Here is a 14,605-nt window from a genome sequence, read left to right as displayed (position 1 = left end):
TTCTCCTTATGAAACCGCTTGCTTCTTCTTCAGATAGTTCTCGACAAATTGCGCTACCTGAGCAAGCCGTTGTTCATATGGATCATTTGCGTCGTGTCGTGGTCGGCGTTTCTTATCTTTGAAGAATTCTTTGAGTCGAGGAAGCAAAATAACAGCCTCATCCTCGGTCACATCATTACGCGGCAGTGTTAACGCGTCCTTTACACGCGCTAAGCGATCTGGAGTGAGGTGTTTAGACAGGATTTCCTCTCCACGAGCGAAAGGATTAATATGAGATATCATGTCGAGGTTCACGTTGTTGATGTTAATGAACCGGCTTCCCACCTTCAGGAACTTTTCGCCTGCTCGCCCGGAAGGGTATGTTTCACTTCCTGTCTCTCCACTATCAAGTTCGTATCTAGAAATGAGTTTGGGCTCAGGCACAGAATTCGCATCGGTATAACTTTCGGTCTCCTCTTGCCCATCAACCGTATAGTCACATGGCGGTTTTTCTCCAACAACATCCGCATCTGGCGGCAATTCATCACCGTCTATCAAACCACCTGTAGCCTGCGCAGCAAGACTTAAGTGTATCTCTTGAGCTAGAAGGTCAATCTCATCATCTGACAAGTCTGCTTCCCGCATACGCAGAACGGACTTGATGTCTTCTTCACGAAGCAACCTACCCTGATTCTCGTCTCCTGCCATCAATTTCATTGCGCCTGGCGTAGCCGTAATGTCAGCAATGTACTCTGCAACGCCACCTTCGAGGATATCAGCACACCGATTAGAAACAGGCTTATTTTCGTCCTCGATAATACGCGTTCCTTTGGGCACCTTTTCTCCGAGTTTAATTCTTGAACGAGGCTTGAACTTAATCGAGGGTGCTAAGACTTGCTCCATCAGCAGTGAAGCAGTAATCGCCTTGAGTAATGTGTTCACTGCCTTTTTGCGGTCTTCATCAGCGCCATCAGGCATAGCAATTAGATTTGTGAACTGCGCATGTCTTTTACCTTCAACATCACGAGTTGCGCGGCCGACTATCTGTACCACCTCTGTCAAAGATGAACGATAACCAATGGTTAAAACATGCTCACACCACGGCCAATCGAAGCCTTCTTTAGCCATTCCCAAGGCGATGATGATATCCATCTCATCCCTCGATGTGATATTTTGAAGGTAATCTACCGTCGCATCCCGCGATTCCTTGTTATCGTCTACGAGATTAGCGACAAGAAGATCTCTGCCATCATTGGTCGTGACCCGATTAATATTGGCATTCCCAATTCGCTCTCCTACCACCCCAATCTTATCAAGGATACGATCGACTTCCTCATGCTTACCAATTGATTCAGACGAGTTCACATTGGGAATATGAATGATCGTCTTCTTCGTGGTATCCAGTGCGTTATCAAGCGCATCAAAATAAACGCCCTCATAAAAGTGGTAGCCTATGCCTATAGACTTGAGATGGCGGTATCCGTTTAGCTGGTCGTAATAGGTATAAGTGACAGTCTCAAACTGAGCTTCATCTTCCGATTCAAGAATGTTTATCCCATCGCCTCGGAAGTAAGAGCCAGTCATTGCTACTATGTGGGCATTGGAGCCTTGCATGATCTCGTCAATCACTCGCCCTAAAACATTGGCTTCATCAGCTGAGACATGATGAAATTCATCAATACCAACAACTGTATTGTTGAACCGTGAAGGGTCTGCTATCTCATCGACAGCAAATCTTAATGTCGCGTGGGTGCAGACCAGCGTTTCATCATCAGAATCTAGAAAGCGCTTAAAAGCCTGGATCTTACCTTTTCCCAAATCATCACCTGCCCCACAAAGGTTATTACGACCCTCAAGATGCCAGTCCCATGCAAAGCCCCCCTCACTCAAATTTGTGGGCTTAAATGACGAACCAATTGACCTTTCAGGCACAGCAATGATGGCTTTCTTGAGACCTTGTTTGCGGAGCTTATCTAACGCTAAGTACATTAACGCCCGACTTTTTCCCGAGGCAGGAGGCGACTTCAATAGGAGGTATGGCGCGGAGCGGTGCTCGTATGCCATGGCCTGCATCTCTCGCATCCCCATATGGTTAGCCTGAGTACTCGCACCGGTTTGCTTATATTGGATAGTTATGTCGGATGATGGCTTACTCATGCCTTATTCTCCTTGGCAATCAGGGTTTCGTAGCGCTTAAATAAGTATTCTAGCCGCTCATTATCATTGCGAAATAAAGTCGCCCTATAGGTATTCTCTACAGCCTCATCCAGAGATCGATGTGCTTCTCGAAGGTCGTCAGGCATCTTTTCGGGATCATACAAATCTGCCATTGTCTTCGTCGGGTACAAGGCTCGGGTATCTAAGACTTCCTGAGCCTTACTCTCAATATCTTTGCGCTGGCTCACGGTTGGTGCTGGCCAGGGGAAGGTGTTGTAGACAAGCGTATTGGAATAGCGATATCGAGTCTCTAATCGACCTGCAACTGTCTTCAACCAAAGCATATGCATACGGGTCTGAAGTATTGCAAAGTCATATAGCCCAGCATTAGGAATAATCTGAACCGAATCTGTTGCCACAACATCAGCGCCAAAGAAGCCTATCGGCGCATAACTTCTGCGTTCCGAAGTGACACGAGGAACCAATATATAATCATTGTTCGGGTGTTTAATCTCATCGAATAGTGCTGGGGTACTTCCTAGCTCCCTAGTCGATTTTTTCTTACTAGCGAGTCTCATCTCACGAACACGATCGACACGGGCTTTCAACAAAGGCATTTGTTCTATTTCGTCATCAGACACATCGACAAGCCAAAGACACCAACGTTTTTTATCATTTAAGAATTCATCAGCACCCAGCAAACGCTTGATCCAGCGTTCAACTTGGGGCTCCTGCTCAATCAAAGCCTCTCGATCGGCTGTGGACAAAATCAAGTTACCGCCATCGGTGGGCTTGCTCCCACTGATCATGGGTAACGCTTGAGCAAGCGGCTTTCTGCGATCGGTGACCACAACATCATTACCAGACAACAGGTAAGGGCTGATATTTATTGGCTGCGTCTTCTCCCATCCTCCATCACTTCGCCTTGTAAATAAAAACCGAACTGGCTCGGGCTTCATAGTAAGCCCAATAACAGAAACATGGACACCAGCCTGATCGCGTGCATTATTACGCCACTTAAACCCTTGGTAAGCAAAACGAATCTTGATTCCTAGCTCTAAGATTGGTGGCCAAAGCGTAGCAACTTGTACCCCTTGATTGATTGAATTTGTTGAGACAAAAGCGAGTTCCGCGATCGCCTCTCGGCCCTTAGCTAAAGAGAGATAATTTGCACCGAGCCAATACCAACATGACACAAAATCGAGATACTTATGCTTTTTAAAGCCTCGGAATACTCGTTCCATATCTTCAGCCTGCTCATCTGAGCGCTTACCTTGACCGTGGAAAGGAGGATTGCCAATAAGATAAACTTCATCTCCCCTATCAACAGGGCAAATACTCGACCAGGGCTCACTCAAGGCATTACCACAAGTGATATTACCACCTTCTTTTAATGGTAATGGGGGGGATACGTCGCCAAACTTTTCGCGAAACGCCTGATTGGCTTGGTGCTCTGCAATCCACAGCGATAACATGGCAACTTCATGAGCAAAATCATGAATTTCAATGCCATAAAACTGAGACAAGCGAATGCCGGATGTGCCAACCATAATCGAGTCTATACTCCCGGCGGCGCTCTCACCCCTCGCTTCCTGAAGCGCCATAAGAACATCCATTTCGATACGACGAAGCTCTTTGTAGGCGATAATAAGAAAGTTACCGGATCCGCAAGCTGGATCAAATACTTTGATTTTATGCAAGCGCTTCAGCAAGGCCTCGAGTTTCTTTTCATTCCCTCTGGCGACATCCAAATCATCACGCAAAGGATCCAGAAAAAGAGGAGCTATCGTCTTCATAATGGTGGGCACACTGGTGTAATGCTGGCCCAAGTTAGAGCGCTTTTCTTCTTCCACCACCGACTGAAACATTGATCCAAAAATATCCGGATTTATCTCATTCCACTTCATCGAGCCGCAATCGAGCAACACTCGTCTCGCTTTAGCGGTGAAAACTTTTGGAGCAGGCTCGTTGCTTTTAAAAAGTCCACCATTGACGTACGGCAGTGTAGCTAGGCTATTTGGCAAACGCTCTCGTTCCTGAGCATCATCAGGCACATTCATTACATTGAACGCCGCCTGAATTACGTCGCTTACATTTGACCCATCTTTTTCTGTGTGCTCAGCAACAAGTTTAGTGAACTGGTTCTGCTTTAAGATGCCAGTATCTTCGGCAAAGAAACAAAACAGAAGGCGTGTGAGGAAAACATTCAATCCATGAATTTCTTCAGATGTCTCAAACTCATTTGCCTCTCGAATCTCATCGAACAGATGGCCAAGCATGCGCGCTGCTTTAACATCTGCTTCCAACTCACGGAAATCTTCAACCTGTTCATACCCTCGACCGTAAATAGGCAAAAAAAACGCATAATGGCGATCCAACTCAATGAACGGCGCTTCCATGCGCTCCTTCTTAAGCACGTTCCAAGCGGTGATGGTGTTAAAATCGGTGATAATTACGACGCGAGGGTCATCCTTTTTGCCAGCGATAACACCAGGATCGTTAATTCGTTGAGTTAAAACTTCGTGAACGTCGCGACCATCCTCAACGGGCTCAAAGAAAAAGCTTTGACGTACTGCGATGGCACCCGGAACTTTAGCAACGTTGGTAGTCGGGTCTCCATTTCGTAGTTTAGTTATAGTCGTTTTGGGTCGCTCTAATGCGTGCAGAAAATCATATATGAACTCGTCACGCTCAGAATGAATGGCAGCCTTCTCTGCTGCACGCTGAAATTGCTCCATCAACTGGCCATGATTCAAAGCCATGATGCCTCCAAAAAATAGTGTCTAGGTCTCTACCAATGCTTGGGTAGCAACTTTTGAGTCGATAATAGTTTTAACTTCGCTATACAAATCCACATCAATCTCTGGAACGGAGAGTGACACTACTAACGCGTAGCGAGCTTTTGAATGGTACTTTTCATGAGCCTGTCGGGTCTTCCACCAGCCATTCACTGGATAAACGGCAATCTTTCCTCGTGCAGCGAGATCCGCAGCACTACCTCGCCAAATGTCTTTGTGAATTGATCCTTTATGACGTTGCTGTTTACCTAACAGCCAATTTCCATCTGTTAAGGACTCCGGTTTTTCACCCTCGGCCTTAGCATTAATCCTTAGCATGAACTGATGGTCAGATTCACCCTGGTGCTTAACGTCGAATTTTAACTGATGGCTGGCATAGCTGTATTTGTCCAATGCATTGCGACTAGATGGGTTTGGCTCAATAAAGTATGACAAAGTAATCGTGAGCTCTACATCAGCTTCACCAATTTTTTGTAGTTCATCAACGGGCCAAGGCAGGTCATGTAGATGCATATCTTTAGTCTTGGCTTTTCCCGATTTTGGTCTTATGTATGGCTGCAGTTCATCCTGAACCACCATATATAACGAATTGCTTGCACTGCTTAATGCTTTGTCTAAATTGGGTACACCAAAGCCGACTTTGCGTACCAATTTGGCCATATCAGTTTTTCTAATGTTGCCATTACCTCGCTCCGCAGAAATCAGTGAGTACATTTCATCCGTCCAATCGGCGGAGTGTACCGTTAGCGCCCTTACTGTTTCAGGCCAAAGCTTTGGATACTTCGATAGGATCTGAGCAGCAAATCTTGCAGCTAATGCAGTAGCGGCACTGGTTGCATTTGCACATCGAAAATGTCTTCTAGAGAAGTCATGATTGGTTGAGAGTAGTTCTAAATCTGGCATACCAGCACAACCGATATCGTCTCGACCAATATTACCTCCCTCAAACACAACCTCTGGCTTAATCGGCGAATTTTTCCTTTCCCATTCAAGAGATGTAGTTGAATAGGGAGAAAGCCCCCCTCTAGGTGCCAATGGTTGATAGTCGCCTGGTTCTGTTATGACGTCTTTCTCGGTATATGCGCCAACAGTTAACACATTCCAAGCTTGAGCAGGGTCATGTACATCGCTGAGATAATTACGCTGGGGATACTCAAAGCTTCCGACAGGGGCAGTATTCCCTGCACACACAGTGAACAGCCTAGGACGTGTCCCTTCGCCCAGAAAATCGACCGCAAGCATATCCATTGCACTCGACCACGATGACGCCCGCCCTCTATCCGTTCCTTTTCCTGATGACAGTGACATGGAATAAATGCGTGAACGTTCGGGTTCATAGATCTCTATTTCTGATACCGCATCTTCGGTTACTCTCCCCAGAGACTTCCCAGCATTATCACCATTAAACCTAATGGTTTTCACTGACTCTAGCCGATGGGTAACCGTTTCAGTATTTGTCGAACTTAACCTATCAGTGAGATCTCCCCACATCGCTAGACCAGCCATACTGGTGCCATGACCTATCGCATCAGTAGGATCACCGTCATCGGTTATTGTTCTCTGATCTGGCAAATCGGCAAAGCAAGACAGCAATGGGTGCTCTACGTTCACGCCGGAGTCGATTATGCAAATATAAGGAGAGTCGGCTGTATAGGTATGGTTTAGACGGTGGAGAAGCTCATCAGACCACACTCGCTGCTCTGTAGGCTCCATCGAATCAAAAAATTCCGCCGTGACCTTCGGGTAACGTATCTCTGATACCCTAAAGAGCAATGTCGCATTTTCTTCAAGCTTTCTTTGACTAGCTTTGACTTGAACAACAGTGTGTTCAGGAAAACGAAGCTGAACCTCAGAGACCTCAATCTCAGCGAGTCTCGCTAATCGAGAAAAATCAGAGACTATTTCAAGGTAGTGGTTATGAGTTTGGCGACTCTTCCTCGGTGTTGCTAACCATACTTCCCACCAAACATCCGCTTCTTTGTCTTCAGGCAGAAGGCTGATATCGTCCGCCCAGATAGCAGAGAACGCAGCACGCTTGATAGACTGTATTGAATCAATCAGTTTTTGATGGTCAGCCGCGACACCATTCGAATTTTTTTTGTATTTTTCGTAATCATTCAGCTTTTTTTGATAGAAGCTTAACTTACCCTCTGGCACATACGCCGTCGCAAGAGTCGTATTCTGTCCATCTTTCTCCACTGTTTTGACATTGTGTAGCACGATACCTTGGGTATCATTAGCAAGACTCTGAACGGCCATGCCAACGTCTGGAAAGCTTTCAAACTCAACCTGAATACCAACGCCCATTGAGAGCTCCGATGCAGGAATGCTCCGTTTAAGGTCCGTTAAGTCAGTAGCAACATTTTGGATATCTTGGCGTAGCTTTTCGCTGTGAGAAGCCCTGTCCTGAGCAGGAATCACTACCTTGTTTGAGCCTCCTGGGGAGCGAGAGGTAAACTCATGAGGACTGCCGGAGGAGCTGAAAAAGAAGTGGGGTTTATCAAATTCGTTTTTTTTGGCCATTCAAAATCCTTTTACTCCATAAAGTGCTGGCTAATACTTTTCCTATCCTCAATGGCCTGCATCAGCATTTTAGTGCTAATTGAGCTGTAACCATGAATCAACATTTCTTTGATTGCATCATTTGCAGCTAAAGTTATCTCTGCATTGCTCAACCCTTGCGCAATCGTGGGAAGCCGCTTCCAAGAAAAATTCTTCGCTACGTATGGCTCTAAACGAGAACGAAACAGCTTTGTTATTTCGTCTTCCGACGGCAATTCATATCGAACCACATCATCAAAACGACGAAATAACGCATGATCTAGCGCTTCAATATGGTTTGTTGCGCAGACTATGACGCTATTGGAGTCATCTTGCTCAATCATCTGCAAAAAGCTATTCAGAATACGTCTGGCTTCACCAACATCATTGTTCGAACCACGATGCGATCCTAGGGCATCAAACTCATCAAAAAAGTAAACACCACGAACTTCTTTTATCGTATCAAATATTTGCCGAAGCTTAGCAGAGGACTCACCGAGATATTTTGTAATCACGGCATCTAAACGAACCTCAAAAAGAGGGAAGTCTAGTTCCCCAGCTAAAACTGACGCAGTAAACGTTTTCCCTGTACCAGGCTTCCCTGCCAGCAGGAGCTTTCTCCTGGGAGAGAGGCCGTGGTTCTTGAGCGTTGTTAGATGCTTTTGTTCCTTAACCAACCGCTCTAAACGCCCTTTAACGGCGCTAGATACAATTAAGTCTGAGAAGCGCAATTGAGGATGAGTTGTAACCAGTAAGCCAGAAGCATCTTTAACACCAGATGCAATGGAAACCGGTAAATTGCTCGCGCTTCTCTTCTTCGCTTTTTCAACTAGTCCTTTCAGCTCTTGCGCAAGCTTGCCATGACCATTCCTAGCTTCATGAGCAGCTACCTGGAGCGCAACAGAAACGAACCGGTCGTCATCTCTGTCAATATGTGATTGCAGCAAAGCTTTGATATGGTTGGAGCTAGCCATAGGTTATTCGCAATAGTGAAAAGTGATTACAGTATAATGATACATTGAAACCCCTTTTTCTTCTATAGACTAGGTGTCACAAGGGGCGTCAAAGCTGGTAATATTTAGCGTACGGTGAGGTACCCAGTTTACTCTTTGACTGTAAAATGCCCTAGTCAGAAGTCCACCGCGCTATCCCTCTCCGCTATCCTTGCCATCACCCACTCTTCGACTTCACTTTCTACCCACGCAACGGCTCTGCCTCCCAGGGGAACGCTTTTCGGGAAGGAGCCGTCTTTCATTAGGTTGTAGATAGTTGAACGACCAAGGCCTGTCATGTGTTTTACTTCGCTCAGTTTAATTAATCTCATGATGTTACTCCGTTATTGGACTCATGAGATTTCCGCGCACGTAAAGATTTACCGGTTTCATCCTCCCTTCTTACACCCACTCCACTAACCAACCTGATTTCAGATATATGTCATCGATACGCATAGCCACATCAATTACTTAAAGGAGACTCCCTATGCGTACGTCACACGCTCCCCTGTTCACCCCTGCAGACAACTACCCTGTCCATCAGCCATCTGAGCTGAACCAGCTCTTAGAGCACGCGGCCGAAGCGCTGGCCCAAAAGTACAAACGCGAAGGCACCTTCACGAGCCCCAACAACGTGATGGAGTATTTAAAGCTCAAACTCGGCGCGTACGATCGTGAAGTATTTGCGTTGATGCTGCTGGATAACCAGCACCGTCTTATCCAGTTCGATATCTTGTTCTTTGGCACCATTGATGCCGCGTCTATCTATCCACGCGAAGTGGCAAAAGCGGCTCTGAGTCACAATGCAGCCGCCGTTATCTTTGCGCACAACCACCCATCCGGGATTGCCGAGCCGTCACAAGCAGACCGTCATATCACTGACAAATTGATCAAAGCGTTGGGCCTTATCGATGTTCGCGTTTTAGATCATGTGGTTGTCGGTGAAGACTGTGTGTCTTTCGCCGAGCGAGGCTGGATCCCAGTCGTTTAGCGGCTTCACAGGCCATTTTTACACGCCACACATGCACACAGGCAGCGATACCTTTCCCTGCTTCTCATTATGTTAAAACGGGAAGCAGCCAACCCAGGCGCAACAAGGGTCCGGCTGTCGCTGCCGTGCTGTGCTTCTCAAAACCTCCATCTGTGAAGAAAAAAGGAAGTAAGCCATGTCAGAAGTTCAAGCCATCAAAGATGCTGAGACTGTTCAGCTTATCGGCCACCTATTGAGTATTCGTTATCATCGCCAAATGGCCGACGTCTGGTATATCGGGTTAAACCTGGCGTTACGTATCTCCGATCTGCTTGCTGTTAGGTTCGACGATATCCACGGTGACCGATTGCGAATCAAAGAGCGTAAAACAGGTAAGATTGCTGATATCCAGCTCAACCCCAAAACACTGGCGCGCATTGAAAAGATACGGGCAGACCATCCTGATCACGTCTACCTGTTTCAATCTCACCGCTGTCAGCAGATTAAGCAGTTGCCGCCTAAACCGCTCTCTCGGCGCGCTGTTACTCTCGCTTTCCAACAGGTCGGGCAAGAGCTCAACCTCTCGTTAGGAACGCACTCAATGCGAAAAACACGCGGTTATATGCTGTATCAAGCCACAAAAGATATTGGTCGGGTGATGAAAATGCTGCGTCATACCTCAGAAGGCATCACGCTTCGTTATATTGGTATTACACAGGAGGATGTCGACAATGATTTTATTGCCTTAGAGATATGAGGTAAGGCCGCACCATGACAGTACGGCCGACGGGATTTTAAATATATATCATCAATAAAAAACGATTGTGCACGATTTACTTGGTGCTAGAACCAAAGCAACGAAACCCCTCGTTGCGACGCTTGGTTCTTTTTTTGGCTAAATAGCTTAGTCGATAGAATATATCTTTATATTCCTGCTCAGCGCGCTCAGAGCTCTCAGGACGACCGTGAAGGTAATAAATGCTATTGTCAGGGATATGCACTAGCCCCATCGCTTGATTGTTACACAGGCCGATTGACTTCGCCCAGGCACGGACAATGATATTATATAAACCATCACCGCATTCGACGTTCTCAAACTTCCCCCAGCAATAAAACCTATCCTTGTTTAATACCAACGCGAAATGATAATGATCGTTGTGTGAATGATTACGCTCCCTTGCCCAGGCATATCGCACTTTACAACGATGCACCCGCTTACCCTTCGCTCGCTTTTCACACTCTTGCTTTGCCATTTCTAATTCAATAGCTCGAACAAATCGTTTAATCGTGCCTTTTTTCCATCGCTCGAAGGAGGGGGCCTCATCACGCTTCAGAAAGTCATCGGACTCATCAGTAACTGGAAACCTTAAGTCAAGACGAGCAACAGTGAGGTTATTATAGTCCTGATAACCATCAGCTAACATATTGCGTATTTTCTCTAAGTAACGAGCCTTACATTCATTGATAGGTAGAAGGATAGGAAAGTCTTTGTAGGTATGTGTATCCATCTCATGCTCCTCTGTGAGTACTACAAAGGAACACTAGTTAGATTATTTTTTACCTTATCTTCTTTACTGGTAATGGGTATATGAAGAGAAGAGCTAATACGTATATTACTATACCGACAACTCCCCTTACTCCTGTGACCATGTCACCCACCAGCCAACCTAGCCTCTCCCTCTTTCACCGACGATCTGAGCATGTGGAAGTTATGAGCCTATAACCACCTAAATCTATGTATCCCAGAGGATACTCTAGTCATTTTAGTCACCTTATAATCACTCCAGTCACCTTATAATCATTTCAGTCACCTTATAATCACTAAAATCAGATCCCCACTGAATTAACGTGACACCAATCACACTTATTAATCCACTTTTAAAAAGCCACTTTAGGTAGAAAAAAGTAGGTGTTATAAGAAAAAATATAAAAAAGGAGAAGCACTGAAATGCTAAATAGAAAATTATCTGCACATCTCGCAAGGTCGATAAGAACGGAAAGGGATCTCCTTTTCTTTTTGCGGAAGTTCAGAAACAAAGGCCTCTTAGAATCAAGTGACGAGGAAGAAGAAATAATAGCCGAAGAATTTGAGATAAGCCCCAAAAAAACAATAAATGAAAGACTCCTCCTCCAGCTAGTAAAAACAGACGAAAACAAGATCAAAAAAACAATAGAAAAAACAAAAATAGAACTACATAAAAGTAAAGTGAGAAACTATGACTTCAAGAGTATATTAAGCGAAGAAAGAAAGATTAATTGGCTATGGTGCTACATAATAAAAAACATAAACAAAGAGATAGGATACATTTTATATAAAGAGACAGACACAGGGGTTGTCACGGATATAGAAATAACAAAACCTCTAAAAATAGAAGGCTTTTATTTGCAGGAAAAACGCCAAAGCACAACAGAAGAAAAAAGAAAACAAATAGAGAACTGTCTCATTCATTCAAATTTTTTAGAGCATGAAGAAAAACTTCTGTCAAATCATTTAAAAAATGAATGGAGAAAAAACGCCAGAAGGACTGAAATGATAAAGTGGTTAGATGGCTGTCACAGCAATCAGCTCATGTGGGCTTATGATTACATAAAAAAAAGATACGAAATAAGATACACTTGGACACCTTCAAGCAATGAAGACATGAAGTCAGTCATTGTTGCTGTCTATGACCTCATCCCTGAAAATAAAAAAAAGAAATTTTTCGAAAATTTCAGACATGCTTGGAATGTAAAGAAAAGTAAAGAAAGAAAGAAAAAAAACGTAGTCCTATTGGAAAACGCTGTGCTTCATAAAGTTGAAAAACTGGCAGAGCAAACTGAAAAAACTCCCGAAGACGTCATAAAAAAGCTCATTAACACTATGGATTGGGACGAGATTTTGGATATATTGGAGAGTGAGTAAATGATGGGGCGCTAGTTCAACGATGAGGAAGGTGTTCATAGTTCTGTGTCCCCCTCATAAGACTTCGTTGAGAAGCTACTTTGCGTTTTTTAGTTCGCCATTCCGCACCATCTCTATAGCTAGGTTATAAATAATATTACCTTTGGTTATAAAAGAATTCTTGGTATTCCCTACAGGAATAACGAGTCCTATACTATCGTCATAACATCGATGCGCGACTGTTTTTGAAGATTCTGGACGGAGCGTTTATAGGGTTTTCGCTGAAGGTAGCGTATAAGCATTGAACATTATTTATGGCTATCACTAGTCGTTAATAAAATGTAGATCTGCTATCTGCTTACCTCCTGCACATCAACTTGACAAGAGACAGCCGTGTCTTTGAGTACACAAAGCTGGTATCACTACCTGGCACTATGTCTTACAAGCATTACCTTAAATGTTGTGAGTATATGACTCTTCCACTGTAAATTTATCATTAAATTCAATGTCTTATTTTTGAGCGCTTTTAGTCTAAGTCAATTTTGTACAATACAGGCTCGAGGGGAACGTATAGGATTAGCTTATAATGCTCTACACATGGAGGCCTAGGCGGCGAAATGAAAAAGCTTGGTGCTTGTAAAGAATCAGCAAACTATCTTTACCATCAGGAACTTGGCGGTATAGGTATTCTTGACGCGAGTTACCATAGGCAATGTTTTTCTCGACACAGCCATGAGGGTTACACCTTTGGCGTTATCGAACGAGGTACCCAAAAGTTCCTTAGAAGCGGCAGTAATAATCTTGCACCTGCTGGGAGTATCATTTTAATCAACGCGGATGATATTCATAACGGCCAAGCCAACACCGACAATGGTTGGGCCTACAAGGCACTATATCCTTTACCAGAGCACTTTGAACGGTTAAGCCATGAGCTCGTCGGAACCGACACCTATACGCCCTACTTTCCTGATGCAGTAGTGCATGATGAAGCACTGGCTAAACAGTTCCGGTACGTCTTCTCCGTCTTAGAGAGATCGGAAAACAAGTTGTTAAGAGAGTCGCTCCTCTACGCGCTACTCACTCGCTTGATGAGAAGTCATGGTAAAAGGAGAGTCGAACTCCCTGTTGAGAAAAAGGCAACTAAGAAAGTAAGCATGGTAAAGCACTTTCTAGACGACTCTCCTAGTACCAACATCTCTCTGAGTGACCTTGCCCAAATGGCTTCCCTTAATCCTTATTATCTAGTGCGTGCGTTCAATAAGGAATTTGGTCTTCCACCACATGCATATCAACTACAAGCACGTATCCGGTATGCCGAGAAGTTGATACGACAAGGATACCAACTGGCGGACGTCTCAAACCTCTGCGGGTTTCACGACCAAAGCCATTTTACTAAGCACTTTAAACGAGCCATTGGTGTAACCCCGAGTCAATACGCAAGGCACTTTCTCAGATAGTCAAAAACGTACTATCTCTTACCACCTGGCGCTTGTAGTTTTGATCATCATAGATACAACGTGAGGACCTCAAATGAAAACGATAGGATTGCTTGGCGGGATGAGCTGGGAGTCGACTGTAAGCTACTATACAGCGATAAATCATGGCATCAAAGAACGCTTGGGTGGCTTAAACTCGGCCAAGATTTGTATGTATAGCGTTAATTTCGCTGAAATAGAGGAGCTCCAACACAAGGGGCTGTGGGATAAAACCGCTCAGATACTATCAGATGCGGCAGTATCGATTGAAGCCGGCGGTGCTGACTTTCTCCTGATATGCACCAACACCATGCATAAAGTGGCACCTCAGATTGAGTCGCACATCAGTATTCCCATTCTGCACATTGCTGATGCAACAGCTGAAACGCTCATCCTGCATGGCATCAGAAAAGTTGGTCTCCTCGGGACACGATTCACGATGGACCAAGATTTTTATAAAAAACGAATTACAGATAAGTATGGGATAAGCGTTGTCGTTCCAAGTAGCGAAGATAAAAACACGATCCACAACATTATCTACGAAGAACTGTGTCAGGGTATCATTACTGAGCAATCTCGTGATGCTTACCTGAAGGTAATTGATAAGCTGAAGCATGAAGGGGCGGAGGCTGTGATCCTAGGTTGCACGGAAATTGCTCTACTTGTTCAGCAAAAGCATACTAATGTGCCACTGTTTGATACCACAGCGATCCATGCGAACGCTGCAATACTAAGATCCCTTGGAGAGGGTTAACGACAAGAAGTTGTACCCACTAAACAGCGCAGACAAGTAGAGGTCACTCCTCGACAGT

The 14,605-nt window shown here is 44.8% G+C and carries 11 protein-coding genes; 5 read left to right on the top strand and 6 right to left on the bottom strand.

Annotated features, from left to right (window positions below; genetic code table 11):
• Positions 1–6: 6 nt before the first annotated feature.
• The 5 genes from WN56_RS11725 to WN56_RS11705 all read right to left on the bottom strand — a co-directional run bounded on the left by WN56_RS11725 (position 7) and on the right by WN56_RS11705 (position 8,799).
• Complete coding sequence (locus WN56_RS11725; RefSeq protein WP_197075753.1) at positions 7–2,136, bottom strand: DEAD/DEAH box helicase; 2,130 nt, start codon at positions 2,134–2,136, stop codon at positions 7–9.
• Positions 2,133–4,898 (bottom strand): DNA methyltransferase, encoded by a 2,766-nt coding sequence (locus tag WN56_RS11720; protein ID WP_046075175.1) that lies wholly within the window; start codon positions 4,896–4,898, stop codon positions 2,133–2,135. The genes WN56_RS11725 and WN56_RS11720 overlap by 4 nt, the downstream gene beginning before the upstream one ends.
• 21 nt (positions 4,899–4,919) lie before the next feature.
• Positions 4,920–7,457 carry a S8 family peptidase gene (locus tag WN56_RS11715; RefSeq protein ID WP_046075174.1) on the bottom strand — a complete coding sequence of 846 codons (2,538 nt, stop codon included), beginning with the start codon at positions 7,455–7,457 and terminating at the stop codon, positions 4,920–4,922.
• Between the two features lie 11 nt (positions 7,458–7,468).
• Entirely contained in the window at positions 7,469–8,449 is a 981-nt protein-coding gene (locus WN56_RS11710; RefSeq protein WP_046075173.1) for an AAA family ATPase, read from the bottom strand.
• Positions 8,450–8,604: 155 nt separating this feature from the next.
• Complete coding sequence (locus WN56_RS11705; protein WP_046075172.1) at positions 8,605–8,799, bottom strand: AlpA family transcriptional regulator; 195 nt, start codon at positions 8,797–8,799, stop codon at positions 8,605–8,607.
• A 155-nt stretch (positions 8,800–8,954) separates the two neighbouring features.
• Here WN56_RS11705 and radC point away from each other — a divergent pair, with 155 nt between their 5' ends.
• Both radC and WN56_RS11695 read left to right on the top strand, forming a co-directional pair.
• On the top strand, positions 8,955–9,458 hold the full coding sequence (gene radC, locus WN56_RS11700) for a DNA repair protein RadC (RefSeq protein ID WP_082084454.1): 504 nt from the start codon (positions 8,955–8,957) through the stop codon (positions 9,456–9,458).
• 175 nt (positions 9,459–9,633) lie between these two features.
• Positions 9,634–10,194, top strand: a complete 561-nt coding sequence (locus tag WN56_RS11695; protein ID WP_046075171.1) for a tyrosine-type recombinase/integrase — start codon at positions 9,634–9,636, stop codon at positions 10,192–10,194.
• Positions 10,195–10,270: 76 nt separating this feature from the next.
• Here the strand turns inward: WN56_RS11695 and WN56_RS11690 are convergent, their stop codons facing one another.
• Positions 10,271–10,945 (bottom strand): inovirus Gp2 family protein, encoded by a 675-nt coding sequence (locus WN56_RS11690; RefSeq protein WP_046075170.1) that lies wholly within the window; start codon positions 10,943–10,945, stop codon positions 10,271–10,273.
• Positions 10,946–11,385: 440 nt separating this feature from the next.
• Between WN56_RS11690 and WN56_RS11685 the strand changes: the two genes are divergently transcribed.
• The 3 genes from WN56_RS11685 to WN56_RS11675 all read left to right on the top strand — a co-directional run bounded on the left by WN56_RS11685 (position 11,386) and on the right by WN56_RS11675 (position 14,547).
• Positions 11,386–12,339 carry a hypothetical protein gene (locus WN56_RS11685; protein WP_046075169.1) on the top strand — a complete coding sequence of 318 codons (954 nt, stop codon included), beginning with the start codon at positions 11,386–11,388 and terminating at the stop codon, positions 12,337–12,339.
• A gap of 596 nt (positions 12,340–12,935) precedes the next feature.
• The gene (locus tag WN56_RS11680) at positions 12,936–13,775 is read left to right on the top strand and encodes an AraC family transcriptional regulator (RefSeq protein ID WP_046075168.1); all 840 of its coding nucleotides are present in this window, start codon (positions 12,936–12,938) and stop codon (positions 13,773–13,775) included.
• A gap of 73 nt (positions 13,776–13,848) precedes the next feature.
• Complete coding sequence (locus tag WN56_RS11675) at positions 13,849–14,547, top strand: aspartate/glutamate racemase family protein (RefSeq protein WP_046075167.1); 699 nt, start codon at positions 13,849–13,851, stop codon at positions 14,545–14,547.
• Positions 14,548–14,605: the final 58 nt, after the last annotated feature.

Origin of the sequence: Salinivibrio sp. KP-1 (genome assembly GCF_000968645.1) — a bacterium.
Taxonomy (GTDB): Bacteria; Pseudomonadota; Gammaproteobacteria; order Enterobacterales; family Vibrionaceae; genus Salinivibrio; species Salinivibrio siamensis.
This window is presented reverse-complemented; position numbering and strand designations above follow the sequence as displayed.